At 63.2% G+C, this 26,798-nt stretch carries 25 protein-coding genes; 18 read left to right on the top strand and 7 right to left on the bottom strand.

Annotated elements, in window-relative coordinates:
- Window positions 1–355: 355 nt before the first annotated feature.
- From J5M58_RS20290 to paaY, 3 genes are all read right to left on the bottom strand, one after another.
- Entirely contained in the window at window positions 356–1,609 is a 1,254-nt protein-coding gene (locus J5M58_RS20290; protein WP_207879357.1) for a site-specific integrase, read from the bottom strand.
- A gap of 836 nt (window positions 1,610–2,445) precedes the next feature.
- The gene (gene paaX / locus J5M58_RS20285) at window positions 2,446–3,369 is read right to left on the bottom strand and encodes a phenylacetic acid degradation operon negative regulatory protein PaaX (protein WP_181457324.1); all 924 of its coding nucleotides are present in this window, start codon (window positions 3,367–3,369) and stop codon (window positions 2,446–2,448) included.
- A gap of 77 nt (window positions 3,370–3,446) precedes the next feature.
- Window positions 3,447–4,046 (bottom strand): phenylacetic acid degradation protein PaaY, encoded by a 600-nt coding sequence (gene paaY / locus J5M58_RS20280; protein WP_112251789.1) that lies wholly within the window; start codon window positions 4,044–4,046, stop codon window positions 3,447–3,449.
- A gap of 354 nt (window positions 4,047–4,400) precedes the next feature.
- On the opposite strand from paaY, the gene paaF reads away from it, so the two are divergent.
- The 16 genes from paaF to J5M58_RS20200 all read left to right on the top strand — a co-directional run bounded on the left by paaF (window position 4,401) and on the right by J5M58_RS20200 (window position 20,240).
- Entirely contained in the window at window positions 4,401–5,174 is a 774-nt protein-coding gene (gene paaF, locus J5M58_RS20275; RefSeq protein WP_112251788.1) for a 2,3-dehydroadipyl-CoA hydratase PaaF, read from the top strand.
- 34 nt (window positions 5,175–5,208) lie between these two features.
- Window positions 5,209–6,000, top strand: coding sequence for a 2-(1,2-epoxy-1,2-dihydrophenyl)acetyl-CoA isomerase PaaG (paaG, locus tag J5M58_RS20270; protein WP_112251787.1), 792 nt, complete (start codon window positions 5,209–5,211; stop codon window positions 5,998–6,000).
- Between the two features lie 2 nt (window positions 6,001–6,002).
- Window positions 6,003–7,520 (top strand): 3-hydroxyacyl-CoA dehydrogenase PaaH, encoded by a 1,518-nt coding sequence (gene paaH, locus J5M58_RS20265; RefSeq protein ID WP_207879355.1) that lies wholly within the window; start codon window positions 6,003–6,005, stop codon window positions 7,518–7,520.
- Window positions 7,513–7,953: a hydroxyphenylacetyl-CoA thioesterase PaaI gene (gene paaI / locus J5M58_RS20260; RefSeq protein WP_207879351.1), complete on the top strand. Its 441-nt coding sequence runs from the start codon at window positions 7,513–7,515 to the stop codon at window positions 7,951–7,953. The genes paaH and paaI overlap by 8 nt, the downstream gene beginning before the upstream one ends.
- Window positions 7,946–9,166 carry a 3-oxoadipyl-CoA thiolase gene (gene pcaF, locus J5M58_RS20255; protein ID WP_207879349.1) on the top strand — a complete coding sequence of 407 codons (1,221 nt, stop codon included), beginning with the start codon at window positions 7,946–7,948 and terminating at the stop codon, window positions 9,164–9,166. Before paaI ends, pcaF begins: the two co-directional genes overlap by 8 nt.
- Window positions 9,167–9,287: 121 nt before the next feature.
- Complete coding sequence (gene paaK / locus J5M58_RS20250; protein WP_207879346.1) at window positions 9,288–10,607, top strand: phenylacetate--CoA ligase PaaK; 1,320 nt, start codon at window positions 9,288–9,290, stop codon at window positions 10,605–10,607.
- 258 nt (window positions 10,608–10,865) lie between these two features.
- Window positions 10,866–11,855 carry a 1,2-phenylacetyl-CoA epoxidase subunit PaaA gene (paaA, locus tag J5M58_RS20245; protein WP_207879343.1) on the top strand — a complete coding sequence of 330 codons (990 nt, stop codon included), beginning with the start codon at window positions 10,866–10,868 and terminating at the stop codon, window positions 11,853–11,855.
- A gap of 25 nt (window positions 11,856–11,880) precedes the next feature.
- Window positions 11,881–12,162, top strand: coding sequence for a 1,2-phenylacetyl-CoA epoxidase subunit PaaB (gene paaB / locus J5M58_RS20240; protein WP_013972614.1), 282 nt, complete (start codon window positions 11,881–11,883; stop codon window positions 12,160–12,162).
- A gap of 8 nt (window positions 12,163–12,170) precedes the next feature.
- Entirely contained in the window at window positions 12,171–12,929 is a 759-nt protein-coding gene (gene paaC, locus J5M58_RS20235) for a 1,2-phenylacetyl-CoA epoxidase subunit PaaC (protein ID WP_207879341.1), read from the top strand.
- Window positions 12,916–13,449: a 1,2-phenylacetyl-CoA epoxidase subunit PaaD gene (gene paaD / locus J5M58_RS20230; protein WP_207879338.1), complete on the top strand. Its 534-nt coding sequence runs from the start codon at window positions 12,916–12,918 to the stop codon at window positions 13,447–13,449. The genes paaC and paaD overlap by 14 nt, the downstream gene beginning before the upstream one ends.
- 15 nt (window positions 13,450–13,464) lie before the next feature.
- The gene (gene paaE, locus J5M58_RS20225) at window positions 13,465–14,541 is read left to right on the top strand and encodes a 1,2-phenylacetyl-CoA epoxidase subunit PaaE (RefSeq protein ID WP_207879336.1); all 1,077 of its coding nucleotides are present in this window, start codon (window positions 13,465–13,467) and stop codon (window positions 14,539–14,541) included.
- Between the two features lie 152 nt (window positions 14,542–14,693).
- A complete protein-coding gene (locus J5M58_RS20220; protein WP_004376242.1) occupies window positions 14,694–15,002 on the top strand; it encodes a DUF485 domain-containing protein in 309 nt (102 codons plus the stop codon).
- A complete protein-coding gene (locus J5M58_RS20215) occupies window positions 14,999–16,561 on the top strand; it encodes a cation acetate symporter (RefSeq protein WP_112251779.1) in 1,563 nt (520 codons plus the stop codon). Before J5M58_RS20220 ends, J5M58_RS20215 begins: the two co-directional genes overlap by 4 nt.
- 40 nt (window positions 16,562–16,601) lie before the next feature.
- Entirely contained in the window at window positions 16,602–17,834 is a 1,233-nt protein-coding gene (locus J5M58_RS20210) for an OprD family porin (protein WP_207879334.1), read from the top strand.
- A 27-nt stretch (window positions 17,835–17,861) separates the two neighbouring features.
- On the top strand, window positions 17,862–19,913 hold the full coding sequence (paaZ, locus tag J5M58_RS20205; protein ID WP_207879332.1) for a phenylacetic acid degradation bifunctional protein PaaZ: 2,052 nt from the start codon (window positions 17,862–17,864) through the stop codon (window positions 19,911–19,913).
- Between the two features lie 156 nt (window positions 19,914–20,069).
- The gene (locus tag J5M58_RS20200; RefSeq protein ID WP_181457325.1) at window positions 20,070–20,240 is read left to right on the top strand and encodes a hypothetical protein; all 171 of its coding nucleotides are present in this window, start codon (window positions 20,070–20,072) and stop codon (window positions 20,238–20,240) included.
- 256 nt (window positions 20,241–20,496) lie between these two features.
- Here J5M58_RS20200 and J5M58_RS20195 read toward each other — a convergent pair whose 3' ends face one another.
- Window positions 20,497–20,766 carry a DUF6555 family protein gene (locus tag J5M58_RS20195; RefSeq protein WP_112251776.1) on the bottom strand — a complete coding sequence of 90 codons (270 nt, stop codon included), beginning with the start codon at window positions 20,764–20,766 and terminating at the stop codon, window positions 20,497–20,499.
- 168 nt (window positions 20,767–20,934) lie between these two features.
- Window positions 20,935–21,144, bottom strand: coding sequence for a general stress protein (locus J5M58_RS20190; protein WP_085625071.1), 210 nt, complete (start codon window positions 21,142–21,144; stop codon window positions 20,935–20,937).
- A 275-nt stretch (window positions 21,145–21,419) separates the two neighbouring features.
- Here J5M58_RS20190 and J5M58_RS20185 point away from each other — a divergent pair, with 275 nt between their 5' ends.
- Entirely contained in the window at window positions 21,420–25,226 is a 3,807-nt protein-coding gene (locus J5M58_RS20185; RefSeq protein ID WP_207879330.1) for a CheR family methyltransferase, read from the top strand.
- Between the two features lie 81 nt (window positions 25,227–25,307).
- A complete protein-coding gene (locus J5M58_RS20180) occupies window positions 25,308–25,706 on the top strand; it encodes an NUDIX hydrolase (protein ID WP_207879328.1) in 399 nt (132 codons plus the stop codon).
- Between the two features lie 119 nt (window positions 25,707–25,825).
- On the opposite strand, the gene J5M58_RS20175 is transcribed toward J5M58_RS20180, so the two are convergent.
- Together J5M58_RS20175 and J5M58_RS20170 are read right to left on the bottom strand one after the other, a co-directional pair.
- Window positions 25,826–26,377: an ATP-dependent Clp protease proteolytic subunit gene (locus J5M58_RS20175; RefSeq protein WP_112251773.1), complete on the bottom strand. Its 552-nt coding sequence runs from the start codon at window positions 26,375–26,377 to the stop codon at window positions 25,826–25,828.
- 22 nt (window positions 26,378–26,399) lie between these two features.
- Entirely contained in the window at window positions 26,400–26,774 is a 375-nt protein-coding gene (locus tag J5M58_RS20170) for a low affinity iron permease family protein (protein WP_112251772.1), read from the bottom strand.
- Window positions 26,775–26,798: the final 24 nt, after the last annotated feature.

Here is a 26,798-nt window from a genome sequence, read left to right as displayed (position 1 = left end):
TTTCTCGGTCACTTGCTTGACCGCTTCGATCTTGAATTCTTCGGGGTAACGCTGACGACTCATGGCACCTCCTATTTGGGCCTCATTATGAGGCTTGGAGGTGTCTACGAAACCAGGGGCGATTCACCAATTTCGATGAGCTCTGAGTTCAATTGAAGCGCAGCCCAATCGATTGTCATTGCGAGCCCACCGTCGTACCACGTCCAGACCGGCAAACGGGTATCGACGTACTTTGGCTGATCATTGGTGCGAGTTCGAATCGCAACCAGAGCCGGGCCCTCGAATACGTAGGCCGAAAGAGAGGAGGAGGGTGATGCCCGTTTAGGATCGGCTGATTTAGGCACGACGAAGCTCCTTAACTGTCAAGTCGGCCCCAAGCTGCTGAGGCACGCTGCGCGTTATGGCGGTTGGCCGACTCGGCTAGATAACGACTTGCATAACGACGTGGCATCGCCGAAGTCTCAGCCCAACCGCAGACTCGCCGAAGTTCGTCCGTGGCGCGCTCCAGGTCGTGCCCACGCTGCTCGACCAGGTAAGCCAAGAAACGGTCGGCGAAGGTGTGGCGAAAGTCATGCGCAGAAAGAGTAGGCAACAACCCCGGATGCGCCAGTTCAATGGTCAGAAACAGCCGATCGAGGACGTTAGACAATGCGCGAATCGACAGCGGGCGGCCTCTGTCAGAGATGAACAGATAGCGGTGCAGCAATTTCATCGGTTTGCCGTCACGTAGAGGGCGCCGTTCGCTCTGGATGTAGTGCTCGTAGACCTCATACAACTGTGCAGAAATACCTACGGTTCGTCCGTGGGTTTTCAGCGCAGGCTCTTCAGCGCGTGGGTCGGCGGGGTCATGTTCGCGGTCATTGATGGTGACATAGGCGTGCTGAGAACCCTTATTAATATCCGTGGTGTAGAGCTTCAAAAGCTCTCCACGACGCATGCCGGTTTCCAGCAACAATTCAATCATTAGCCAATTGCGCAACTGCAATCGCTTGGGAAACGGATTTCCCACAGCACCCGGACGAATCAGTGTGCGAACGATCTGGAGTTGGGGATCGGTCAGGCTGCGATAACGGGCATGGTCGGGACGCACATTGGTGATATGGCTGTCAAAGCGTCGCTCAATGACGTCGGCAACATCTGCAAATGCCACCTCGAGGTTAGCTTGAGTGGTTGAATTCTGACGAGCGCGCGGGATGTATCGTGTAACAGACCATGACAGATACTGCTTCAACTGCCGCAGGTACTGGTCACGGGTGTGCGGATCTATCGGTGGCAGAGATGCCGTTGCAGTTGTGCCGATTCGGGCGACCAGATTATCCGCCTGGCGACCGCTTTGGAGCCAGAGGGTGTAACCGTCCAGTAGTGCCAAAATCGTCTCGAAGTGACAGGCCATGATGGCCTCATCGATATCAAGCTCCCGGCTTTTGGCATAGGTGTAGAAAGCCTGGATCGCACGCAGGTGCGCTGCGACGGTGTTGTAGGCACGATGCTTGAATCTGAGCTGGACGTAGATAAATGGGACCAGCTTGGGCAAGGGCGCCGCTGAACCATCCTGCACAAGCACTGGCACGCGCTGGCCTGACGAGAAATGACACTGAACCAGCTTCATTGGCAGACACCTCATTCAAGGTCTCGCCATGAACAAGAAATACATGGCCCGTTGCAAGACTAGCCATCCAAACCGAATTCGTCGAATCAGTACCTTACAAGGCTCGTGAACATTTATGACATCGCCTGTCGTTTAACATAATACACATTATGCGCTAGTCTTTATTTGGTCACCAGGCCACGAGTGAGGCACTTTGGGACCAGGTAATGCCCTCTGGTCTAGATTTTAATCTCGATCAATCGACCGCTTACCATCACGAGCATTAGCCTGGTGCTGGACGCGTTGGGCTTGCCTTTGTTGGCTAACGCGGCTGGAGCATCCGAAACCCAGCCATTCCCAGCTGTACCTGAGTACTTGCAAGTAACTTGTAACGTTTACCCTCGGCTTTGTTGACCAGGCCAAGCCAAGCCCGACGCCTGCGTGACCACACCAAGGCTGCTGCCAGCGTCGTTGCGGTTGCCGCGATGGCAATCGCCGGCAAACCAGCCCCTGGTCGATCGGTTGACGCGGTCAATTGTAGGAGCGGCCTTGTGTCGCGATGGGCTGCAAGGCAGCCCCGGCATTTTATGCGTCTGCTTTGAAATCTTGGGGCTGCTGCGCAGCCCATCGCGACACAAGGTCGCTCCTACAAGGGCCCGCAGGGTTCAGACGACAGTTGCTTACACCTCACGCCGACCCTCAAGCCAGGATCCATCCCTGTAGGTCCGTCCTGACTTGAAAGCGATACTTGAGCGCTCAGGTCCCCTCGTGTGCCCATTCTTATATGCAAATAAGATATAACTACACTAAATACTCATTTAGCGTAGTTATATAAACCCAACCTCTGCACCCACCTCTCAAACCAGCCCGCCAAAACGCCTGTAAAAGCCTTCATTCACATCCGGCAACGGCCCATCAGCCGTCTCCAGCGCTGCATTCAGCCATTCTTCCGCCTTGGCAAACACCAGGCGATAGAGGTTACGGCACAGCTGTCGCGCAGCCCTTCCCTCCCAATCCCCAGGCAGCAGCTCGTCCGGCAATTGCGGGTCGCGCAGCAGCAGCCGGCGGTATTCGTGAATCAACAATGTGCGTGCCAGGAAGCAATCCTGGGCATCGAGCTGTTGTTGCTCTTTCAAACCTTGCCATAGCGGCCTGAACAGCTGGATGAACTCGCTGTACTGCTGCCCCAGTTCGTCGATGCGCCAGCTCTCCCGCACCTGGGCGCGCATGGCCTTGGATGCCAGTACTTCCTGGGTGTGGGTCTCGAAGACGATACTGTCGTCGCTGGCCTCCAGGTCACGCAGGGTTGCGGCCAGGTCGGCGCGGTCTGCCCGTGGGCAGCCCAGCAGGTTCGGGGCCATGGCGCCAAACCCCTGCCACTCCAGTTCCTCTCGCAAAGCCTTGCGTTTGCCGGCCTCCAGCTGCGAGAGCAACACCAGCGTCCAGGCGCCGTCCCAGGCTGGCTGGCTCGGGCTGTAGACCCGCTTGAAGGCTTTCTCGAACCTGCGGCGGCCTGTGCCTGTCAGGCTGTAGTAACTGCGGCGGCCAACCTTTTCGGCAGTGAGCCAGCCTTCCTTGGTAAGGCGGAAGATGGATGTGCGGATCAGCCGCTCGTTGATGCCGATAGGCTCCAGCAGGTTGATCAAGCTACCCAGCCAGACGGTACCGCCGTGGGGTTCGATGGCGTCGCCGTACAAAGTGATGATCAAGGAACTGGCGCGGATCGGCGTCTGTTCCTGGAAGCGGGTGATCAGGTGGTTCAGTGGGGCGAGATTGCTCATGGGCGAACTGTGCGCGGATAAAGCACCGACTATACCTGCGCGGCGTGCCGCCTGGCCATTGCGTGACGCTGCCAGGCTCATGCCGATGCCTGGCCTTTGGGCCTGACGCCGGTGTCTTCCATGCGTGGGCGCCGGGGCTCGACTTCGGTCAGCGGCGGGCATTCGACCAGGCTGTTCATGCAGCGTTGCGCCAGGTGCTGATACTCCGCCGTGCCACGTTGCTTCCAGGCCAGCTCCTGTTCGGTCAGTGGGCGCTTGACCTGGGCTGGCGAGCCCATCACCAGGCTTTGTGCCGCACATTCGAAACCCGCCTTGACGAATGCCGTGGCCGCGACGATGCAGCGCGGCGCCACATGGGCACCATCCATCACCACCGCGTTCATGCCGATCAAGGCGTCTTCGCCCACGCGGCAGCCGTGCAGCACGGCGCCATGCCCGACATGCCCGTTGCGTTCGACTACCGTATCGCCGCCCGGGAAACCATGCATCACGCAGGTGTCCTGCAGGTTGGCGCCCTCCTCCAGCACGATACGGCCGAAATCCCCCCGTAGTGAAGCCAGTGGGCCGACGTAGCAACGAGGACCGACGATGACATCACCGATCAGCACGGCGCTGGGGTGCACGTAGGCTGTCGGATGAACCACGGGGGTCAGGCCGTCCAGTCGATAGCAAGGCATGGAAAAGCTCCTGAAATGATTTCAAATGCACGCAGATCTTGTATCACAATATTATTTTGCGTCAATCGCCAGGATCGTGTATCGCTTTGGAGGGTGCCGTTTGTTTTGCAAAAAATCGTCGTTTCACGCCGATATACATCTAAATAAACGATTCAACATCATCAACGGCGATGAAAAATCGCTTGTCGCTACGACGCAAAGAGATACGTGAAGCAATTTTGCACGTTGCAAATATGTATCACGTAATGCATATACTGGTTCCACCTGGACGTGATCCCGCATCACGCCCCTGCAAACAATTCCAAGAAATGCCGGCCCCACGATGTGCCGTGCGTGCAGCCAGAGGAACCCGACATGCCGCGATATCTCGATGTGCAGGCGCCGGAACAAGGCGTCCAGCTCATTACCCTGCAACGGCCCGAGGCGCTCAACGCCCTGTGCACCGAGTTACTGGCAGAGCTGGCCACTGCGCTGGAAACGGCCGGGAAGGACGAGCAGACCCGTGCGGTGGTCATCACCGGCAGCCGCAAGGCATTCGCCGCAGGCGCCGATATCCGCGAGATGGCCGAGCGCGACCTGGTCGGCATCCTCAACGACCCCCGTGTGGCTCACTGGCAAAGCATCGCCGCCTTCACCAAGCCGCTGATCGCCGCCGTCAACGGCTATGCCCTGGGCGGCGGATGCGAGCTGGTGATGTGCGCAGACATCGTCATTGCCGGCAGCGACGCCCATTTCGGCCAGCCGGAAATCAACCTCGGGATCATCCCCGGCGCCGGTGGCACCCAACGCCTGCTGCGGGCAGTAGGCAAGCCGCTGGCCATGCAAATGGTGCTGACCGGCGAAGCCATCACCGCCCGCCATGCCTTGCAGGCCGGGCTCGTCAGCGAAATCACCCAGCCGGAACTCACTGTAGAACGCGCGCTGCATGTCGCCCGCGGCATTGCCGCCAAGGCCCCGCTGGCGGTGCGCCTGGCCAAGGAGGCGCTGCTCAAGGCCGGCGATACCGACCTGGCCAGCGGCCTGCGCTTCGAACGCCACGCCTTCACCTTGCTGGCCGGCACCGCCGACCGCGACGAAGGCATTCGTGCATTCCAGGAAAAACGCCAGGCCCGCTTCCAGGGCCGCTGACCATCTTCCCCTCGACTGACGGAGCGAGTCTGTCATGCCTTTCCAGCACATCTTGTTTTCCATCGAGGACGGCGTCGCCCTCCTCTCGTTGAATCGCCCCGAACAGCTGAACAGCTTCAATACCGCCATGCACCTGGAAGTGCGTGAGGCGCTCAAGCAAGTGCGCCAGAGCAGCGAAGCACGGGTGTTGTTGCTGACTGCCGAAGGCCGTGGTTTCTGCGCCGGCCAGGACCTGTCCGATCGCAACGTCGCCCCTGGCGCCGAAATGCCGGACTTGGGCGAGTCGATCGACAAATTCTACAACCCGCTGGTACGCACCCTGCGCGACCTGCCGCTGCCGGTGGTCTGCGCGGTCAACGGTGTGGCTGCCGGCGCCGGTGCCAACATCCCGCTGGCCTGCGACCTGGTGCTGGCCGCCCGCTCGGCCAGCTTCATCCAGGCATTTTGCAAGATCGGCCTGGTACCCGACTCCGGCGGCACCTGGCTGTTGCCGCGCCTGGTCGGCATGGCGCGAGCCAAGGCCCTGGCCATGCTGGGCGAGCGCCTGGGCGCCGAACAGGCCCAGCAATGGGGGCTGATCCACCGTGTGGTCGATGATGCCGCGCTGCGCGACGAGGCCCTTGCCCTCGCCCGCCAGCTCGCCACCCAGCCCACTTACGGGCTGGCCCTGATCAAGCGCAGCCTGAACGCCAGTTTCGACAACGGTTTCGATGAACAGCTGGAACTGGAGCGCGACCTGCAGCGCCTGGCCGGGCGCAGCGAGGACTATCGCGAAGGCGTGAGTGCCTTCATGAACAAGCGCACGCCAGCATTCAAGGGGCGTTGATCATGAGCGCACTCGCAAGCAACGCCCAGGTGGCAGTGATCGGTGCGGGCGCCATGGGCGCCGGCATCGCCCAGGTTGCGGCCCAGGCCGGCCACCTGGTAAAGCTCTACGACAATCGCCCGGGCGCAGCAGCCCAGGCGGTTGCCGACATTGATCGGCAACTTTCCCGCCTGGTGGAAAAAGGCAAGTTGCAGGCCGTCGAGCGGGAAGCCATCAGCGCCCGGCTGTGCCCGGTGGACGCCCTTGAAGCCCTGGCCGATGCCCGCCTGGTGATCGAGGCCATCGTCGAGAACCTGCAGGTCAAGCAAGCGCTGTTCAGCCAGTTGGAAGCCTTGTGCGCCGCCGACTGCATCTTCGCCAGCAACACCTCGTCGCTGTCCATCACCAGCCTTGCCGCCGGGCTGCAACGGCCGCAACAGGTGGTTGGCATGCACTTCTTCAACCCGGCACCGCTGATGGCGCTGGTCGAAGTGGTCTCGGGCCTGGCCACCGCCCCGGCCGTAGCCGCCTGCATTCATGCCACCGCCCAGGCCTGGGGCAAGCTGCCGGTGCACACGCGCTCCACGCCGGGCTTTATCGTCAACCGCGTGGCGCGGCCGTTCTATGCCGAAAGCCTGCGCCTGCTGCAGGAAGGCGCAGCCGATTGCGCCAGCCTCGATGCGCTGCTGCGCGATGCCGGTGGTTTTCGCATGGGCGCGTTCGAGCTAACCGACCTGATCGGGCACGACGTCAATTACGCCGTTACCTGTTCGGTCTTCGATGCGTTCTATGGCGATTTCCGTTTCCAGCCTTCGCTGGTGCAAAAAGAACTCGTGGACGCGGGCCGCCTCGGGCGCAAGACCGGCCAAGGCTTCTATAGCTATGGCGAAGGCGCGGAGCGCCCGCAACCAGCCGAACTGCACAGCGCCGCCATCGTCGATGCGTGCGTCGTCGAAGGCGACCTGGCGGTGATGCAGCCGCTGGTCGAGCGCCTGCGCCAAAGCGGCATCGCCGTGACCCGACGCGCCGGCTGCGGCCTGATCCAGGTGGGCGATGCCACCCTGGCACTGTCCGACGGCCGACTGGCCAGCCAGCGTGCCCGGGAAGATGGCCTGCGTAATCTGGTGCTGCTCGACCTGGCCCTGGACTACGCCACCGCCACCCGCCTCGCCATCAGCTGGTCGGCCGACACCAGCGACCACGCTCGCGACCAGGCCGTGGCCTTGCTACAGCGTGCCGGGCTGAAGGTAACGGCGGTCGCCGACCTGCCCGGCCTGGTGGTGCTGCGCACCGTGGCGATGCTCGCCAACGAGGCCGCCGATGCCGTGCTGCAAGGCGTCGGCAGCGCCACCGACATCGATCTGGCCATGTGCGCCGGGGTCAACTACCCCTGCGGCCCGTTGGCCTGGGCCACGAACATCGGCATCCCCCACACCCTGCGCGTGCTCGACAACCTGCAGCGCGGCTACGGCGAGAGCCGCTACCGCCCTTCCCTACTGTTACGCCGCTGCGAAGCCAAAGGAGGCACCCTGCATGACTGAAGTCGAACTGGCACAAGCCTGTGCCGAGGCCATGTACGCCCGCGATCAGGCCACCCAGGGCCTGGGCATCCGCCTGCTGGAAGCCAGCCCGGGCCTGGCCTGCCTGCGCATGCCGGTACGCGCCGACATGATCCAGGGGCATGGCACCTGCCATGGCGGCTTCCTGTTCGCCCTGGCCGATTCGGCGTTTGCTTTCGCCTGCAACAGTCACGACCAGGCCACCGTCGCCCTGGGCTGCAGCATTGACTACCTTGCCCCCGCGCTGCGCGACGATGTGCTCACCGCCCGCGCCAGCGAGGTCAGCCGCAAGGGCCGCACCGGCCTGTACCACGTCCGCATCGAGAACCAGCGCGGCGAGCTGGTGGCGATGTTCCATGGCAAATCCTACAAAGTGCGCGGCACCGTGCTGGCGCAGGAGACGCAAGATGACTGAACACACCCTGGCCGATGCCTTGATCATCGACGCCGTGCGCACCCCCATCGGCCGTTATGCCGGGGCCTTGAGCGGCGTGCGCGCCGATGACCTGGCCGCCATTCCGCTCAAAGCCCTGATTCAGCGCCATCCCGAACTGGACTGGACAGCCATCGACGACGTCATCCTCGGCTGTGCCAACCAGGCTGGCGAGGACAACCGCAACGTCGCGCACATGGCCAGCTTGCTGGCCGGGCTGCCGATCGAAGTGCCGGGCACCACCATCAACCGCTTGTGTGGCTCCGGCCTGGACGCCATCGGCAATGCCGCCCGCGCCCTGCGCTGCGGCGAAGCCGGGCTGATGCTGGCCGGCGGCGTGGAGTCGATGTCGCGCGCGCCGTTCGTCATGGGCAAGTCGGAGCAGGCGTTCGGCCGCGCAGCCGAACTGTTCGACACCACCATCGGCTGGCGTTTCATCAATCCGTTGATGAAGGAAGCCTTCGGTACCGATTCGATGCCGGAAACGGCAGAGAACGTTGCGCAACAGTTCGGCATTTCCCGCGCCGACCAGGACGCCTTCGCCCTGCGCAGCCAGCACAAGGCGGCCGCCGCCCAGGCACGCGGGCGCCTGGCGAAGGAAATCGTGCCGGTCGAGATCCCGCAGCGCAAAGGCCCGGCCAAAGTGGTCGAGCACGACGAACATCCCCGCGGCGACACCACCCTGGAGCAGCTGGCCAGGCTTGGCACCCCGTTCCGTGACGGCGGCAGCGTCACCGCCGGCAATGCCTCGGGGGTCAACGATGGTGCCTGCGCCCTGCTGCTGGCCTGCAGCACTGCCGCTCGCCGCCATGGCCTGAAGGCTCGCGGCCGCATCGTCGGCATGGCGGTGGCCGGGGTCGAACCACGGCTGATGGGCATCGGCCCTGTGCCGGCTACGCGCAAGGTGCTGCAGCTTACCGGGCTGTCGCTGGCCGACATGGATGTCATCGAGCTCAACGAGGCCTTTGCCGCCCAGGGCCTCGCGGTACTACGCGAGCTAGGCCTGGCCGACGATGACGAACGGGTCAACCGCAATGGCGGTGCCATCGCCCTGGGCCACCCGTTGGGTATGAGCGGTGCACGCCTGGTCACCACCGCGTTGCACGAGCTGGAAGAAACCGCCGGACGCTACGCCCTGTGCACCATGTGCATCGGCGTCGGGCAAGGCATCGCGATGGTCATCGAACGCCTCTGAGCGGCTCAGGCCATGCGCTTGTTACCGAACCGAACGCAGCCGTATATGCTGCTTCCATGACACTCACCACGCGGCCTGCAACCGTTACCGCGCGGCGTACAAGAACAATTCGAGTGAAGCCATGAACATGTACCATGATGCCGATCGTGCCCTGTTGGACCCGATGGAAACCGCCAGCGTCGATGCCCTGCGCCAGCACCAGCTGGAGCGCCTGCGCTGGAGCCTGAAGCACGCCTATGACAACGTGCCGCTGTACCGCCAGCGCTTTGCCGAGTGCGGCGCCCACCCCGCCGACCTCAAGTGCCTCGAAGACCTGGCGAAGTTCCCCTTCACCGGCAAGAACGACCTGCGCGACAACTACCCCTACGGCATGTTCGCGGTGCCCCAGCAAGAGGTGGTCCGCCTGCACGCCTCCAGTGGCACCACCGGCAAGCCCACAGTGGTGGGCTACACCCAGAACGACATCGACACCTGGGCCAACGTGGTCGCCCGCTCGATCCGTGCTGCAGGTGGGCGCAAGGGTGACAAGGTGCATGTCTCCTACGGTTACGGGCTGTTCACCGGCGGGCTTGGCGCGCATTACGGTGCCGAGCGCCTGGGCTGCACGGTGATCCCCATGTCCGGTGGCCAGACCGAGAAGCAGGTGCAGCTGATTCGCGACTTCCAGCCCGACATCATCATGGTCACCCCCTCTTACATGCTAAACCTGGCCGACGAGATCGAGCGTCAGGGCATCGACCCGCAAGACCTCAAGCTGCGCCTGGGCATATTCGGCGCCGAGCCGTGGACCGACGAGCTGCGCCGTTCTATCGAGCAACGGCTGGGCATCGATGCGCTCGACATCTATGGCCTCTCGGAAATCATGGGGCCTGGGGTGGCGATGGAGTGCATCGAAACCAAGGATGGCCCGACCATCTGGGAGGACCACTTCTACCCCGAGATCATCGACCCGGTCACCGGTGCAGTGCTGCCGGACGGCCAGTTGGGCGAGCTGGTGTTCACTTCGCTGAGCAAGGAAGCGTTGCCAATGGTGCGCTACCGCACGCGCGACCTCACTCGCCTGCTGCCCGGTACTGCCAGGCCGATGCGGCGAATCGGCAAGATCACCGGCCGTAGCGATGACATGCTGATCATTCGTGGGGTCAATGTGTTCCCGACCCAGATTGAGGAGCAGGTGCTGAAAATAAAACAGCTTTCAGAACTTTATGAGATTCATCTGTATCGCAATGGCAACCTGGACAGGGTCGAGGTGCATGTGGAGCTGCGTGCCGAGTGCCAGCACCTTGATGAAGGCCAGCGCAAGCTTGTTGTCGGCGAACTGAGCAAACAGATAAAGACCTACATTGGCATCAGCACCCAGGTGCAGTTGCAGCCCTGCGGTGCGCTCAAGCGTTCCGAGGGCAAGGCCTGCCACGTGTTCGACAAACGGTTGGCCAGCTGATTCATTCGGCTGCCTTTTCGGCCCCGGCATCGTCCGGGGCTTTTTTTTGCGTTTTTTCGGCTGGCCTCTTCGCGGGTAAACCCGCTCCCACAGGAATCGCATCATGCCAGGGGGATGCACACGAACTGTGGGAGCGGGTTTACCCGCGAAAGGGCCGCCAATGTGATACACAAATCTTATTCGATACACCTAAAACTGTTTGACGTTATGTTTTGTATCGCTTACAAATGACTCATGCCTTAGCAGGAGTCGCAGCACATGTACGCACAGCTAGTGGAAACCGGAGTCAAGCGCGTCAAGTCGCTGGAAGAAATGTCGCCCGAGGAGCGCAACTTCCAGGAAAAGATCGACGCCGAAATCAAGATAGAAGCCAAGAACTGGATGCCCGAAGCCTATCGCCAGACCCTGATCCGGCAGATCTCCCAGCACGCCCACTCGGAAATCGTCGGCATGCTGCCCGAAGGCAACTGGGTCACCCGCGCCCCCAGCCTCAAGCGCAAGCTGCAGCTGATGGCCAAGATCCAGGACGAAGCCGGCCACGGCCTGTACCTGTACAGCGCCATGGAAACCCTGGGCGCCGACCGTGACGAAGAAATCGCCAAGCTGCACAGCGGCAAGGCCAAGTACTCGAGCATCTTCAACTACCCCACCCTCAGCTGGGCCGACATGGGCGCAGTGGGCTGGCTGGTCGATGGCGCTGCCATCGTCAACCAGGTGGTGCTGCAGCGCACCTCATACGGCCCGTATTCGCGCGCGATGATCCGCATCTGCAAGGAAGAGAGCTTCCACCAGCGCCAGGGCTACGAAATGCTCCTGACCATGATTCGCCACGGCACCCAGGCCCAGCGGGACATGGTCCAGGACGCGATCAACCGCCTGTGGTGGCCGGCACTGATGATGTTCGGCCCCAGCGACGAGCACTCCCCCAACAGCGCCCAGTCCATGGCCTGGAAAATCAAGCGCCAGACCAACGATGAACTGCGCCAGCGCTTCATCGACCAGACCGTGCCGCAGCTCGAGCTGCTCGGCTGCACCGCCCCCGACCCCGACCTGAAGTGGAACGCCGAGCGTGGCCACTACGACTTCGGCGAAATCCAGTGGGACGAGTTTTACGAAGTGATCAAGGGCAATGGCCCGTGCAACCAGGAACGTGTCGCCACCCGGCGCAAGGCCATCGAGGACGGCGCCTGGGTACGCGAGGCCGCCGTGGCCTACGCGCGCAAGCAACAGAACAAGAACGCCGCCTGAGCGGCGATTGATGCGGAGATCGAAAATGTCTGTCTGGACCCTCTACGAAGTGTTCGTGCGCAGCAAGCACGGCCTTAACCACAAGCATGTCGGCAGCGTGCATGCCGCCGATGCCGCCATGGCCATCGAAAACGCCCGCGAGCTGTACACCCGCCGCAGCGAAGGCGTGAGCCTGTGGGTGGTGCCCTCGGCACTGATCACCGCCTCTTCCCCGGACGAGAAAGACCCGCTGTTCGCCCCGGCAGACGACAAGGTCTACCGCCATGCCAGCTTCTACGAACTGCCCGACGAAGTCGGGCACATGTGAGGTTGGCCATGCATAACGAAGCCCTTGCCCCCTACCTGCTGCTGCTTGGCGACAGTGCCCTGGTTCAGGGCCAGCGCCTTTGCGAATGGTGTGGCCGCGCCCCGGCCATCGAAGAGGAGCTGGCCCTGATGAACGTCGGCCTCGACCTGGTAGGCCAGGCGCGCAACTGGCTGGAGTACGCCGCCGAGCTGCTCGATGATGGCCGTGACGCCGACGCCCTGGCCTTCCGCCGTGACGAACGGGCCTATCGCAACCTGTTGCTGGTCGAGCAGCCCAACGGCGATTTCGCCGTGACCATGACCAAACAGTTCTTGTATGACGCCTGGCATTTCGCCGTGCTGCAGGGCCTGGTCGGCTCGAACGACGAGCGTATCGCCGGTATCGCCGCCAAGGCCCTGAAGGAAGTCACCTACCACCTGCGCCGCTCCAGCGAGTGGGTGCAGCGCCTGGGCGGTGGCACCGAAGAAAGCCGCCAACGCATGCTCGCAGCCATCCCGGCACTGTGGCGTTTCACCGTCGAACTGGCCGCCGGTAGCAACAATGAAGTGCACCTGGCGCAGGCAGGTGTCGCTGCCGACCCCGCTGCCGTCGGCGCGGCCTGGCTCAAGCAGGTTGGCGAGACTTTCACCTCGGTCGAGCTGCCGCTGCCCAAGGCCGCCAGCCATTTTTACCTGGACGGTCGCAAAGGCCTGCACACCGAGCACCTGGGCCTGCTGCTGGCCGAGATGCAGTTCCTGCCAAGGGCTTACCCCGATGCAACCTGGTGAGCTGATTGCCGGCGACCGTGGCGCCCGCGCGCAACAAAGCGACGACCTGGCCCGGGCCTGGGCGGTACTGGCCCAGGTAATGGACCCGGAAGTGCCCGTGGTCAGCGTGGTCGACCTGGGGATCGTGCGTGACCTCGGCTGGCACGGTGGCCACTTGCACCTGGTCGTCACGCCGACCTACTCCGGCTGCCCGGCCACCGAGGTGATCGAAGGGGATATCCGCCAGGCGCTGGAACAGGCCGGCTTCCCCGCGCCGGCCCTTGAGCGTCGGCTGACCCCGGCCTGGAGCACCGACTGGATCAGCGAACTGGGCCGCGAGCGCCTGCGCGCCTATGGCATCGCCCCACCACAGGGCAGCGCCAGCAAGCGCAGCCTGCTCGGCGAGGCACCGCAGGTGTGCTGCCCGCAGTGCGGCAGCGCCCATACCGAATTGCTCAGCCAGTTCGGCTCCACGGCTTGCAAGGCGCTTTACCGCTGCCGCGAGTGCCTGGAGCCGTTCGACTATTTCAAATGCATTTGAGCCGTGGAGAACGCCATGAGCCAGTTTCACAGCCTGACCATCAAGCAAGTGCGCACCGAGACCCGCGATGCGGTATCGATTGCCTTCGACGTGCCAGAGCACCTGCAGGCGCAGTTCCGTTTCACCCAGGGCCAGTACCTGGTCATGCGTACCCAGCTGGATAACGAAGAAGTGCGCCGCTCCTATTCCATCTGCAGCGCCGTGCAGGACGGCGAACTGCGTGTGGCGGTAAAGCGTGTGCCTGGCGGGCGCTTCTCGGCATTTGCCAATGACGTGCTCAAGGCCGGCCAGCAACTGGAAGTGATGCCGCCGTCGGGCAGCTTCTTCGTGCCACTGGAACCGGCCCGCCAGGGCAACTACCTGGGCGTGGCTGCCGGCAGCGGCATCACTCCGATCCTGTCGATCATTGCCACTACCCTGGCCAGCGAGCCGCACAGCCGTTTCACCCTGCTGTACGGCAACCGCTCCAGCTCTGGCGCACTGTTCCGCGACAAGCTGGAAGACCTGAAGAACCGCTACCTCGACCGTCTGAACCTGATTTTCGTGTTCAGCCGCGAGCAGCAGGATGTCGACCTGTACAACGGCCGCATCGATGCCGACAAGTGCGGCCAGCTGTTCTCGCGCTGGCTGGACGTTCCTGGCCTGGATGCAGCGTTCATCTGCGGCCCGCAGGCGATGACCGAAACCGTGCGCGAGAGCCTGCGGGCCAATGGCCTGGCCAAGGAACGCATCCATTTCGAGCTGTTCGCCGCCGCCGGCAGCGAAGCCCGTCGTGAAGCCCGCGAGGCGGCGCGCCAGGTGGACTCGGCGCTCAGCCACATCACCGTGATCAGCGACGGCCGCGCCCTCACCTTCGACCTGCCACGCAATACCCGGAACGTGCTGGACGCCGGCAATGCCATCGGCGCCGAGCTGCCGTACTCATGCAAGGCCGGCGTGTGCTCGACCTGCAAGTGCCGGGTGATCGAGGGCGAAGTGGAAATGGACAGCAACCATGCCCTGGAGGATTACGAAGTGGCAGCGGGGTATGTGCTGTCGTGCCAGACCTACCCGGTGAGCGACAAGGTGGTGCTCGATTTCGACCAGCTCTGAAACCGCGTTGCCTGCTTCGCGGGTGAACCCGCTCCCACAGGGACTGCACAAGACCCTGTGGGAGCGGGTTTACCCGCGAAGAGGCCCTAAGCAACACCGCAACACCCGCGTGACCTCAACAAAACAATTACAACACCCAGAGATCGCAACCCATGACACCCGAACGCATCGAAAGCATCGCCAACCACCCCGACTTCCAGCACCTGGTGCAGCGCAAACGCCGCCTCAACGGCAGCCTGACCCTGGCCATGCTGGTGATCTACTACGGCTTCGTCCTGCTGGTAGCGTTCTCCCCCAGCACCCTCGGCCAGTCCCTCAGCGGTGGCGTCACCACCGTCGGCATGCTGGTCGGTGTGCTGATGGTGCTGCTGTCCTTCGCCCTGACCGGTATCTACGTGCACCGCGCCAACAACGTGCTCGACCCGCTCAACGACAAGGTCAAGCAGGAGTGCGCACAATGAACTGGACCGCCATCTCGATGTTCATGGTATTCGTCTGCTTCACCCTGCTGGTCACCCGTTGGGCTGCCATGCGCACCCGCTCGGCCAGCGACTTCTACACCGCCGGCGGGGGCCTGACCGGCATGCAGAACGGCCTGGCGATCGCCGGTGACATGATCAGCGCCGCCTCGTTCCTGGGCATTTCGGCAATGATGTTCATGAACGGCTACGACGGCCTGTTGTATGCCCTGGGCGTACTGGCCGGCTGGCCGATCATCCTGTTCCTGATCGCCGAGCGCCTGCGCAACCTGGGCAAGTACACCTTCGCCGACGTGGTCAGCTACCGCCTGGCGCAAACCCCGGTGCGCCTGACCTCGGCCTTCGGCACCCTGGTGGTGGCGCTGATGTACCTGGTGGCGCAGATGGTCGGTGCCGGCAAGCTGATCGAACTGCTGTTCGGCATCAGCTACCTGTACGCGGTGATGCTGGTCGGCGTACTGATGGTCGCCTACGTCACCTTCGGCGGCATGCTTGCCACCACCTGGGTGCAGATAATCAAGGCGGTGATGCTGCTGTCGGGCACCAGCTTCATGGCCTTCATGGTGCTCAAGCACTTCGGATTCAGCACCGAGGCGATGTTCGCCAGCGCCGTGGCCGTGCATGCCAAGGGCCAGGCGATCATGGCCCCGGGTGGCTTGCTGTCCAACCCGGTGGATGCCATTTCCCTGGGCCTGGGCATGATGTTCGGTACCGCCGGCCTGCCGCATATCCTGATGCGCTTCTTCACCGTCAGCGATGCCAAGGAAGCGCGCAAGAGCGTGTTCTATGCCACCGGGTTCATCGGCTACTTCTACCTGCTGCTGATCGTTATCGGCTTTGGTGCCATCGTCATGGTCGGCACCGAGCCGTCCTACCGTGACGCCACCGGCGCGATCATCGGCGGCGGCAACATGGTCGCCGTGCACCTGGCCCAGGCCGTGGGTGGCAATCTGTTCCTCGGCTTCATCTCCGCCGTGGCCTTCGCCACCATCCTGGCGGTGGTCGCCGGCCTGGCGCTGTCCGGTGCATCGGCTGTTTCCCACGACCTGTATGCCTGCGTGGTGCGCCAAGGCAAGGCCAGCGAGCAGGAGGAAATGCGCGTGTCGCGTATCGCCACGCTGCTGATCGGCCTGCTGGCGGTAATCCTCGGCCTGATGTTCGAGTCGCAGAACATCGCCTTCCTTTCCGGCCTGGTGCTGGCCGTGGCCGCTTCGGTCAACTTCCCGGTACTGCTGCTTTCGATGTTCTGGAAAGGCCTGACCACTCGCGGCGCGGTGTGCGGCAGCATGGCCGGCCTGGTTTCGGCGGTGCTGCTGGTGGTACTGGGCCCGGCGGTGTGGGTCAACGTGCTGCATAACGAGAAGGCGCTGTTCCCCTACAGCAACCCGGCGCTGTTCTCCATGAGCCTGGCCTTCCTCGGCGCCTGGGTGTTCTCGGTCACTGACAGCTCCGAGCGCGCCAGCCAGGAGCGTGGCCGCTACCTGGCGCAGTTCATCCGCTCCATGACCGGAATCGGCGCTGCCGGCGCCAGCAAGCACTGACTCTCAGGGAAGAACAACCATGTCGGGTAAAACAACAACAATGAACCGCACGCACTTCATTTCGGCCGCCTGGCTGGCGACCCTCGCCATGCCGATGCCGGCGATGGCAGATTTCATCGGTGACAGCCACGCCCGGTTGGAGCTGCGCAACCACTACCTCAACCGCGACTTCCGCCAGAGCAACGCACCACAGGCCAAGGCCGAGGAGTGGGGCCAGGGCTTTACCGCCAAGCTGGAGTCGGGGTTCACCGAAGGCCCGGTCGGCTTTGGTGTCGACGCCATGGGCCAACTGGGCATCAAGCTCGACTCCAGCCGCGACCGCCGCAATACCGGCCTGCTGCCTTTCGGCCCGAACAGCCATGAACCAGTCGATGACTACAGCGAACTGGGCCTCACCGGCAAGGTACGGGTGTCCAAGAGCACCCTGCGCCTGGGGACCTTGCAACCGATCCTGCCGGTGGTGGTGTACAACGACACCCGCCTGCTGGCCTCCACCTTCCAGGGCGGCCTGCTCACCAGCCAGGACCTGGCCGGCCTGACCTTCAACGGCGGCCGCCTGACCAAGGCCAACCTGCGTGATTCCTCGGGCCGCGACGACATAGGCTACGGCGCCGCCAGCAGCGACCACCTGGACTTCGGCGGCGGCAGCTACGCCATCACCCCGCAAACCAGCATCAGCTACTACTACGCCAAGCTCGAGGACATCTACCGCCAGCAGTTCGTCGGCCTGATCGATACCCGCCCGCTGGGCGAAGGCCTGAGCCTGCGCACCGACCTGCGCTACTTCGACAGCCGCAACGACGGCGCCGAGCGTGCCGGCAACATCGACAACCGCAACTTCAACGCCATGTTCACCCTCGGCGTACGGGCCCACAAGTTCACCGCCGCCTGGCAGCAGATGTCCGGCGACAGTGCCTTCCCGTTCGTGAACGGCGGCGACCCCTTCACCGTCAACCTGGTCACCTACAACACCTTCACCCGCGCCGGGCTGGACTCGTGGCAGCTGCGTTACGACTACGACTTCGTCGCCATGGGTATCCCCGGCCTGAGCTTCATGACCCGCTACACCGATGGCCGCCACGCCGAAACCGCCACCGTCAGCAATGGCCGTGAGCGTGAGCGCGACACCGACATCACCTATGTCATCCAGAGCGGCCCGTTCAAGGACGTCAGCCTGCGCTGGCGCAACGTCACCTTCCGTTCCGGCAACGGCCTGACCAACGCCGTGGACGAAAACCGCCTGATCATCGGCTATACCGTGGCGCTGTGGTAACAGCGCCCCTCTACATTGGAGAACAGCATGTCTGCCGCCCCTACCCTGCAAAGCTTCATCGCCGGCCGCTGGCTTGGCCAGCATGGCGCCCAGGCCCTGCGTAGCGCCCTGGATGGCCACGTTCTGGCCTACAGCCACGAAGAGCGCCCGGATTTCGCCGAAGCCGTTGACTTTGCCCGTGCTCGTGGTCTGGCCACGCTGATGGCCATGGACTTCCAGCAGCGCGCCGCGCGCCTGAAGGCACTGGCCCTGTACCTGGCCGAGCACAAGGAGCAGCTCTACGCCTTGTCCCACCACAGCGGCGCGACCCGTGCCGACAGCTGGATCGACATCGAAGGCGGCAACGCCACGCTGTTCTCCTATGCAGGCATCGGCAGTCGCGAGTTGCCGTCGGGCAACCTGGTGCATGAAGGCCCGGCCATCCCGCTGGGCAAGCAAGGCCATTTCGCCGGCAGCCACATCCTGGTGCCGCGTGCCGGCGTAGCGGTGCACATCAACGCCTTCAACTTCCCCATCTGGGGCATGCTGGAGAAGTTCGCCCCGACCTTCCTGGCCGGCATGCCGTGCATTGTCAAGCCAGCGACTTCGACCAGCTACCTGACCGAGGCCGCGGTGCGCCTGATGAATGCATCCGGGCTGTTGCCCGAAGGCAGCCTGCAACTGGTGATCGGCAGCACCGGCGACCTGCTCGACCGCCTGCAGGGCCAGGATGTGGTGACTTTCACCGGCTCCGCCGACACCGCCGCCAAGTTGCGTGTCACGCCGAACCTGGTGCGCAACTCGGTGCCGTTCACCGCCGAAGCGGATTCGCTGAACTGCGCCATCCTTGGGCCGGACGTGACCCCGGACAGCGAAGAGTTCGACCTGTACATCAAGGAAGTGGTCCGCGAAATGACCACCAAGGCCGGGCAGAAATGCACCGCCATCCGCCGCGCCATCGTACCGGCCAGGCACATCGACGCCGTTGCCACGCGCCTGCGCGAACGGCTGGCCAAGGTGGTGGTCGGCGACCCGTCGCTGGAAGGCGTGCGCATGGGCGCCCTGGCCTCTCACGACCAGCAGCACGATGTGGCCGAGCGGGTGCGTAGCCTGCTGCAGAGCTGCGACCAGCTGTTCGGCGCCAGCGATGGCTTTGCGCCGCGTGGCGAGGGTGTGGCCGAGGGCGCGTTCTTTGCCCCGACCCTGCTGCAGGCCCGCGACCCGCACGCCGAAGGTGGCGCCCACGATATCGAAGCGTTCGGCCCGGTCAGCACGCTGATGGCCTATGACGACCTCGATGAAGCCCTGGCGCTGGCCGCGCGGGGCAAAGGCAGCCTGGTGGCAACCTTGGTCACCGCCGACCGCAGCGTGGCAGCCAAGGCCATCCCGGTGGCCGCTGCCTGGCATGGCCGCCTGCTGGTACTCGACAGCGAGGCGGCCAAGGAATCCACGGGGCATGGCTCGCCATTGCCGCAGCTCAAGCACGGCGGCCCGGGCCGCGCGGGCGGTGGTGAAGAGCTCGGAGGCCTGCGTGCCGTCAAGCATTACCTGCAGCGTGCCGCAGTACAGGGTTCGCCGAGCATGCTGACGGCGGTTACCGGCGAATATGTGCGCGGTGGCGAAGTGATCGAAACCGAAGTGCACCCGTTCCGCCGCTATTTCGAGCAGTTGCGCATCGGCGAGTCGCTGCTCACCCACCGGCGCACCGTGACCGAAGCCGACCTGGTCAACTTCGGCTGCCTGTCGGGTGACCATTTCTACATGCATTTCGACGAGATCGCCGCCAAGCAGTCGCAGTTCGGCAAGCGCATCGCCCACGGCTATTTCGTGTTGTCGGCAGCGGCCGGGCTGTTCGTCTCCCCGGGGGCAGGCCCGGTACTGGCCAATTACGGCCTGGACACCCTGCGCTTCATCAATCCGGTGGGCATCGGCGACACCATCCAGGCGCGCCTGACCTGCAAGCGCAAGATCGACCAGGGCAAGACCAGCCCACTGGGCCAGCCCCAGGGTGTGGTGGCCTGGGATGTTGAGGTGACCAACCAGTTGGGCGAGCTGGTCGCCAGTTACGACATTCTCACCCTGGTGCTGAAAAAGCCCTGACAGTGCCGTTGGTCAGGGGCGGTGACAATCCAACCGACCTCCCCTGGCTGTTGCCGCTCTCATTCAATGAGGGGTGGTCAATGGCTTCGCCTCTCACTCCTGTATTGGGCCCGCCTGATCGCGGGCCGTTTTTTCATCGAGAGCGAGGGTTGCGAGATGAATGGCTTCATGGGAATGGGTGGCGGCAGCGCACAGGATGACTGGCCAGAGCTCGAGCCGGACCAGCGCAATGACCGGGCAGATGACCCGGATGCCGACCCCAATGTGGCTGATGACGAAGAAAACCGCCCGGGTGTACCGGCCAGCGACCCCGAATCCGGTGCCTGACCGTCATACAGACGGTCTGCGCGATCCCCTGTGGGGAGATTGCCCAACCCTTTGGGCCGCGCTGTCGCACAGATAACGGAATTCGCAAGCGATCCTCGTACCCTGTGGGAGCGGCTTTAGCCGCGAAGAATCCAACGCGGTGCATGGCACCGGCTGCGCCGGTGTTCTCGGCTAAAGCCGCTCCCACAGAGGATCGTGCCAACTTTTAGAATTTGAGCAGGACGTTTGTTCCCGCACGGATTGTGCAGTCGGGGAATCACATGGTCGCCGCCGGCCCACCTACCGACTGGTTCGGCTTGCCGCCGGACACCCGCCAGCTCACTTCGGTAATGCCGTAGCGCTCGGCCATCGGCCTGCTGACTTTTCTGATTTTTTCGCGCCCGAACTTGGGGATGATGCCGATGCCCGCATCGCAGCTTGCCCAATGCCAGGCCTCGGCATTGTCCAGCGTCTCCAGACGAATGATGAAACTGCGCGGCTGGCCATGCAGTTGGTAATCGATGATGTATAACTGTGGGCTAGGCATCGCAGGGGCCTCCCTTTCTCCATGGATGACACCCTGATTGATCGGAGCACGGCCAGAAGATTCAAAAAATCGTCGAACAATAGGGATCAAAGGCTATTGCAGCCTCGGTACGCAGAGCTCGGCCGGCACCCGGCCCAGCGGGTGCCGGGTGTCCGGTAACCCTTCAGCTCACTGTTGGCGCCCCCCGCCATGGCTGTTCTGGCCGCCCTTGCGGCCGGCCTCCGATGCCCGTTGGCGGTCATTGGCGAAGTTGCCGCCAGAAGCCTGCCCGCCTTTGTGCCCTGCGCGGGAGGCCCGTTCCCGGTCATTGGCGAAATTGCCTGGGTTGGTTTCCTTGGTGCCGCCGCGCTGGCTGGCTCGCTCTTGATCCTGCGCCATTTGGTATCTCCTTGCGATGGATGGGTCGCATGGATGTTTGCCATGCCTTGGTTCCGAGCCGCCGATCACAAAGTCTGCTCAATGGTTTTACTGGCAACTGACCAGTGGCACCAAACATGGGCCGGCAAAAGGTTTGCGTGGCGGAAGCAGGTGGATCGCACTTTCCTTTGCCGGCGGAGGTCTCAACAACATGGCGACGGCCTATAATCGCGCCACACACACGCCCGATGATGCTGCTTCGGGCGGAACGTTCCGGTCTGTACAAGGCTCCGTCCATGAAGTCGTCCGCCAAACAACCTGCCTCGCCCCAGAACCCGGCGCTCAGCCCCAGCCACCTGGATTTCCCGGTGGTGGGCATCGGTGCATCGGCAGGCGGCCTGGAAGCGATCTGTACGCTGTTCCGGCAAATGCCCGGCGATTGCGGCATGGCCTTCGTCGTGGTCTTGCACCTGTCCCCCGACCACCAGAGCGTCGCCGACCGCATCATCCAGGAGACCACGCAAATGCCGGTGCGCCAGGTGACCGAGCCGGTGCCGATCGAGCGCAACCACATCTATGTGATTTCACCGGCCAATCGCCTGTCCACCAACGATGGCTACCTGCGCGTGACCCCGGCCAACCGGCGCCGTGGCGACCACGTGGCCATCGACCTGTTCTTCCGTGACCTGGCTGACGTGCACAAGGACCACGCCTTCTGCGTGGTGTTGTCCGGTACCGGTGCCGATGGTGCCGTGGGCCTGTCGCGGATCAAGGAGCAAGGCGGCGTGACCCTGGCGCAAACCCCGGACGACGCCCAGTACGACAGCATGCCCCGCGCTGCCATCGAGACCGGCATGGTCGACCTCGTGCTGCCGGCGGCAGAAATGCCGCAGAAGCTGCTGGAGCTGTGGCGCAATGCCCGTCAGGTGAGGCTCCCGGAAATCGAGGACGACACCCTGCCCCCGGCCCTGGGTACCCGTGCCGGCGATGCCCAGGCTTGCGAGCCGATGCTCGAGGAGATCCTGCTGCAATTGCGCAGCAATACCGGCCACGACTTCCAGCACTACAAGCGCGCGACGGTGCTGCGGCGCATCGAGCGCCGCCTGCATGTAACCGGCCAGGCGGACCTGGCGGCCTACCTGCATTACCTGGAACAGCACCCCGCGGAATCCAGGGCGTTGCTGGCCGACATGTTGATTGGCGTGACCAATTTCTTCCGTGATCGCGAAGCCTTCGAAGCACTGGAGCGTCATGTGCTGCCGCAACTGGCCTGCGAACGCGACCCTGCCGAGGGCGCGGACGAGATTCGCGTATGGTCGGCGGGCTGCTCCACCGGCGAGGAGGCGTACAGCCTGGCCATACTGGTTTGCGAGCAGCTGGCACTGGAACAGCGCACGAGCAAGGTACAAGTGTTCGCCACTGACTTGGACGAACGCGCCATCGCCATTGCCCGCAGTGGCTCCTATTCCGAAGCGATCGTCACCGATGTGCCGCCCAGCCGGCTGCGCCAGTTCTTCCTCAAGGAAGACCAGCATTACCGGGTGCGAAAAGAGGTTCGCGAAAAGGTGCTGTTTGCCCGTCATAACCTGTTGTCGGACCCACCGTTCTCGCAGATCGACCTGATTGTCTGCCGCAACCTGCTGATCTACCTGGACCGCGAGGTGCAGCGGGACATCCTGCAGATGTTCCACTTCGCCCTGCGCCCAGGTGGCTACCTGTTCCTCGGTTCGTCCGAGTCGGCCGACGTGGTCAACGAACTGTTCACCCCGGTGGACAAGCGCAATCGCATTTTCCGCGCACTGGATGCCAGCAATGCCGGCCGTAACTCTGGCCATAAACCTGGCCATAAACCTGGCCGTCAGCTGCCCGGTACTTCTGCCGCCAGCATGCCGCAGGAAACACTGGCCAAGGCCAAACCGGGGCGCAAGCCATCCTTCGCCGACCTGCACCATCGTGCCCTGGCGCGGCGCATGCCGCATAGCCTGATCGTCGATATCGACGGCAATATCCTGCACATGAGCGAAGGCGTGGGCCGCTTCCTGCAACTGGCCGGGGGCGAACCGAGCCGCAACCTGCTCAACCTGGTGCTGCCGCCCCTGCGCCTGGCCCTGCGCAGCACCTTGTTCCAGGCGCGTCAGGGTACCGAGGCGGTGACCTCGCGCCCTGTCGACCTGGCGGAATCCATGGGCAGACTGCAGGTGGAGATCACCGTGCAGCCGTACAAGGACGACCTCGGCGCCAGCGATTGCCTGCTGGTGGTATTCGAAGAGCGCGCGCCCGACCCGTCCCTGCCGTTGCCAGGCGTCATCCGCCAGACCGACAGCATGGTCTTGCACAACCTCGAGCGCGAACTGCTGCGCACTCGCCTGCTACTGCAGGAAACCATCGAGCAGTCAGAGGTTTCCAGCGAGGAGCTGACCGCTTCCAACGAAGAGATGCAGGCCATCAACGAGGAGTTGCGTTCGGCCAGCGAAGAATTGGAAACGAGCAAGGAAGAGCTGCAATCGATCAACGAGGAGTTGCTTACGGTCAACTACGAGCTGAAGAACAAGGTCGAAGAAACCGACAAGATCAACGACTACCTCAGCAACCTGATCGCCTGCACCGAGATCGCCACGGTGTTTGTCGACCGCAACCTGCATATCCGCTGGTTCACGCCGCGCGCCACCGACCTGTTCAACATGCTGCCGGTCGATACCGGCCGTTCCCTGCTCGACATCACCCATCGCCTGGATTACCCGGCACTGGCTGACGATGCTCGCGCCGTGGCCCAGGGCGAGGCCATCATCGAGCGTGAGATCGGTAGCCAGGGCGATCACTGGTACCTGGCGCGCCTGCTGCCCTATCGCTCCAGCGAGCAGAAGATCGACGGCACGGTGCTGACCTTCATCGACATCAGCAGCAGCCATGCCGCCGAAGAGCGCGTGCGCCAGGGCGAAGAGCGCCTGAGCAAGCAGTTGGCCGAGACGCAGAACACCAGCCTCATGAAGGACGAGTTCTTCGCCGTCATGTCCCATGAACTCAAGCACCCGCTCAACCTGATCCAGCTCAACGCCGAAATCCTGCGCCGCCTGCCGTCGCTCAGGAACATCAGTGCAGCGAGCAAGGCCGTTGGTACCATCTGCGATGCGGTAACCAGCCAGGCGCGGATCATCGACGACCTGCTGGATGTGGCGCGCATTCGTACTGGCAAGCTAAAGCTCAAGACCGAGCCTGTGGATCTGCTCGCCGTCCTGCAGGGCATCCATGGCGTGGTAGTGAGCGAGCAACATCCCTGCCCGGTTCGCCTGGAGCTGCCCGCCGACAGCCTGCCGGTGGTGATCGAGGGTGACGTAACCCGCCTGGAGCAGATCATCTGGAACCTGCTGAACAACGCGCTGAAATTCAGCCCGGCAGGCAAAGAGATACGCCTGGTGCTGAGCCACGACGAAGACCACGCGCGCCTGCAGGTGATAGACCATGGCGTGGGCCTGAGCCACGACAGCCTGGAGCACATCTTCGACCTGTTCAGCCAGGCTGCGCCGCAACAGGCCAGCCACAGCCGCGAGGGCCTGGGCATCGGCCTGTCCCTGGTACGGCAACTGGCCGAGGCTCATGGTGGTAGCGTACGCGCCACATCACCGGGGCTTGGCCTGGGCTGCACCTTTACGGTCACCCTGCCCCTTTGCGCAATCCAGCACCCGCAGCGTGAGCGGGGCTCGGAGCCACTGAGCGAGGGCCGCCTGAATGGTATTCGCGTGTTGCTGGTGGATGACTCCGTAGAGGTGCTGGCGGTAATGCAGGAGCTGCTGGAAATGGAGAGCGCCACTGTTCATGCCTTCAGCAAGCCGCGTGAGGCCCTGGACGCCGCTTCGGGTGAGGAATACGACATCATCCTGTCCGACATCGGCATGCCGGTGATGGACGGGCATGCGTTGATCAAGGCCCTGCGTGGCCATGCGCACCTGCGCCATACCCCCGCCATCGCCCTGACCGGCTATGGCGCCAGCGCCGACCAGTACAAGTCACGCCAGTCGGGTTTCGACCGGCACTTGAACAAGCCTGTGGGCTATGACGAGCTGGTGGAGGCCATCGAAGCACTGAGCGGCTCGGTACCTTACTGACCATTGGTCGCATTCAACGCAACGTTCATTGCTGCCAGGGGCCGAATCTTCATGGAATGAGGGATTCGCCCAGGAGCCTGAATGAAGCCAGTCAAGCATCGCGCCACCATCATCTGTCGGCATGGCAAACAAACCCATAAATGGTTGTGGGTAAGAAAGCCCAACGCCGCCTGGACCCTTCCCGGCGGCAAGATCGAACCCGGCGAGACGCCGGTACAGGCGGCGGAGCGTGAATTGCTTGAAAAAACCGGGTTGCAGGCAGAATCACTGACCCTGCTGATGCGCCATGAAGCGGCAGAGCGCATGCATTATGTGTTCGAGGCGGAGTTCATCGAGCCCCCGCACCCCAAGGCCTTGCACGAGATTGCCGATTGCCGGTTCGCTCATCTGGACCAGGTGCCCATGCTCAAGGACGAGATCAAGCTGCTGATCCGCTCGTTGCTGGCGTGTGATCGGGCGACGGCAGCGTCGGTGAGATAGGGCTTTATGCCTGTGCCGGCCCTTTCGCGGGTGAACCCGCTCCCACAGGTCCAGTGGAATACCTGTGGAACCCCTTGTGGGAGCGGGTTCACCCGCGAAGAGGCCTGCCCTGCAAACTGCTAGGCATGCACACTCCACTGGCAGGCCTCCACCTCGATCGGCATCTCGTCTATGGCATGGATCATCCCGTTCGCCAGTGCCTCCCGGGGCCCGAGTATTCGCGGATAGGCCATCAGATAACGTGGCACATCCAGCACCTCATCCGCCCCTTCCGTCCGCTCGGCGACGATCTGTGCATACAGCCGCAGGTCGTAGTCCAGGCTCATTGCATATTCGGCCATACGTGAGTGGTCGACCGAGCCATGCAAGGTCCAGTGGAACGGATGGAACAGGAACTTGCTGTAACTGCATGCCGTGCGCCGTTCCCCGGCCAGAAAGAGGATATTGCCCATGGACTCCACAGTGCCCAGGTTGTGGGTATGCACCGCGACCGGTAACGCCCGCAAAAAGTTGTACAAGGTAAACCCGTAACTGCACTCGCCGCCCATGGTGGCGATGTTCAGTTGCAGGACATCGGCGCCTTGCTGCAACGCCCGCGAACAGGTGTTGATCAGGTTGCCGCAGGTGGATGAGTTGATAGGCCCGGTGAAGTGGACGATATGTCTGGCCATGCTTGCCTCCGGTGTTGGCAGATCATTCCTTGGTTTTCTGCGCATCGTCACCCTGCCCGGCCATCTGCCGGTACTGCTTGCGCAGGGCATGCAGCTCGGCCGGATCCATGTCTTCAAGGTCCAGCAGCGCCTTGTGCGCCTGTTGGGTGGTGCGCAACAGTTCATCGATCTTGATGTGCAGTTCGTCGTTGTCGCGGTTCTGGGTGTTCTGGATCAGGAACACCATGAGGAAGGTGATGATGGTGGTCGAGGTATTGATCACCAGTTGCCAGGTGTCGTTGAAACCGAACAACGGCCCGGTCACCGCCCAGCTCAGGATCAGCAGGCAGGCGATGCCAAAGGTCAGCGGGCGGCCGGCCCAATTGGCCAGCCACTGGGCGAAACGGTCGAATTTCATCCTGGCACCCTTCCTCGTAGCAAC

This window comes from Pseudomonas sp. 32_A (assembly GCF_017490905.1).
GTDB classification, from domain to species: domain Bacteria; phylum Pseudomonadota; class Gammaproteobacteria; order Pseudomonadales; family Pseudomonadaceae; genus Aquipseudomonas; species Aquipseudomonas inefficax.
Note: the sequence above shows the minus strand (reverse complement) of the source record. Positions and strands in the feature narration are given on the sequence as shown.

Excerpts from the sequence above, each read along its gene's own strand:
- J5M58_RS20290 (WP_207879357.1), bottom strand. The coding sequence starts at position 1,609 with ATGAAGCTGGTTCAGTGTCATTTCTCGTCAGGCCAGCGCGTGCCAGTG.
- paaX (WP_181457324.1), bottom strand. The coding sequence starts at position 3,369 with ATGAGCAATCTCGCCCCACTGAACCACCTGATCACCCGCTTCCAGGAA.
- paaY (WP_112251789.1), bottom strand. The coding sequence starts at position 4,046 with ATGCCTTGCTATCGACTGGACGGCCTGACCCCCGTGGTTCATCCGACA.
- paaF (WP_112251788.1), top strand. The coding sequence starts at position 4,401 with ATGCCGCGATATCTCGATGTGCAGGCGCCGGAACAAGGCGTCCAGCTC.
- paaG (WP_112251787.1), top strand. The coding sequence starts at position 5,209 with ATGCCTTTCCAGCACATCTTGTTTTCCATCGAGGACGGCGTCGCCCTC.
- paaH (WP_207879355.1), top strand. The coding sequence starts at position 6,003 with ATGAGCGCACTCGCAAGCAACGCCCAGGTGGCAGTGATCGGTGCGGGC.
- paaI (WP_207879351.1), top strand. The coding sequence starts at position 7,513 with ATGACTGAAGTCGAACTGGCACAAGCCTGTGCCGAGGCCATGTACGCC.
- pcaF (WP_207879349.1), top strand. The coding sequence starts at position 7,946 with ATGACTGAACACACCCTGGCCGATGCCTTGATCATCGACGCCGTGCGC.
- paaK (WP_207879346.1), top strand. The coding sequence starts at position 9,288 with ATGAACATGTACCATGATGCCGATCGTGCCCTGTTGGACCCGATGGAA.
- paaA (WP_207879343.1), top strand. The coding sequence starts at position 10,866 with ATGTACGCACAGCTAGTGGAAACCGGAGTCAAGCGCGTCAAGTCGCTG.
- paaB (WP_013972614.1), top strand. The coding sequence starts at position 11,881 with ATGTCTGTCTGGACCCTCTACGAAGTGTTCGTGCGCAGCAAGCACGGC.
- paaC (WP_207879341.1), top strand. The coding sequence starts at position 12,171 with ATGCATAACGAAGCCCTTGCCCCCTACCTGCTGCTGCTTGGCGACAGT.
- paaD (WP_207879338.1), top strand. The coding sequence starts at position 12,916 with ATGCAACCTGGTGAGCTGATTGCCGGCGACCGTGGCGCCCGCGCGCAA.
- paaE (WP_207879336.1), top strand. The coding sequence starts at position 13,465 with ATGAGCCAGTTTCACAGCCTGACCATCAAGCAAGTGCGCACCGAGACC.
- J5M58_RS20220 (WP_004376242.1), top strand. The coding sequence starts at position 14,694 with ATGACACCCGAACGCATCGAAAGCATCGCCAACCACCCCGACTTCCAG.
- J5M58_RS20215 (WP_112251779.1), top strand. The coding sequence starts at position 14,999 with ATGAACTGGACCGCCATCTCGATGTTCATGGTATTCGTCTGCTTCACC.
- J5M58_RS20210 (WP_207879334.1), top strand. The coding sequence starts at position 16,602 with ATGAACCGCACGCACTTCATTTCGGCCGCCTGGCTGGCGACCCTCGCC.
- paaZ (WP_207879332.1), top strand. The coding sequence starts at position 17,862 with ATGTCTGCCGCCCCTACCCTGCAAAGCTTCATCGCCGGCCGCTGGCTT.
- J5M58_RS20200 (WP_181457325.1), top strand. The coding sequence starts at position 20,070 with ATGAATGGCTTCATGGGAATGGGTGGCGGCAGCGCACAGGATGACTGG.
- J5M58_RS20195 (WP_112251776.1), bottom strand. The coding sequence starts at position 20,766 with ATGCCTAGCCCACAGTTATACATCATCGATTACCAACTGCATGGCCAG.
- J5M58_RS20190 (WP_085625071.1), bottom strand. The coding sequence starts at position 21,144 with ATGGCGCAGGATCAAGAGCGAGCCAGCCAGCGCGGCGGCACCAAGGAA.
- J5M58_RS20185 (WP_207879330.1), top strand. The coding sequence starts at position 21,420 with ATGAAGTCGTCCGCCAAACAACCTGCCTCGCCCCAGAACCCGGCGCTC.
- J5M58_RS20180 (WP_207879328.1), top strand. The coding sequence starts at position 25,308 with ATGAAGCCAGTCAAGCATCGCGCCACCATCATCTGTCGGCATGGCAAA.
- J5M58_RS20175 (WP_112251773.1), bottom strand. The coding sequence starts at position 26,377 with ATGGCCAGACATATCGTCCACTTCACCGGGCCTATCAACTCATCCACC.
- J5M58_RS20170 (WP_112251772.1), bottom strand. The coding sequence starts at position 26,774 with ATGAAATTCGACCGTTTCGCCCAGTGGCTGGCCAATTGGGCCGGCCGC.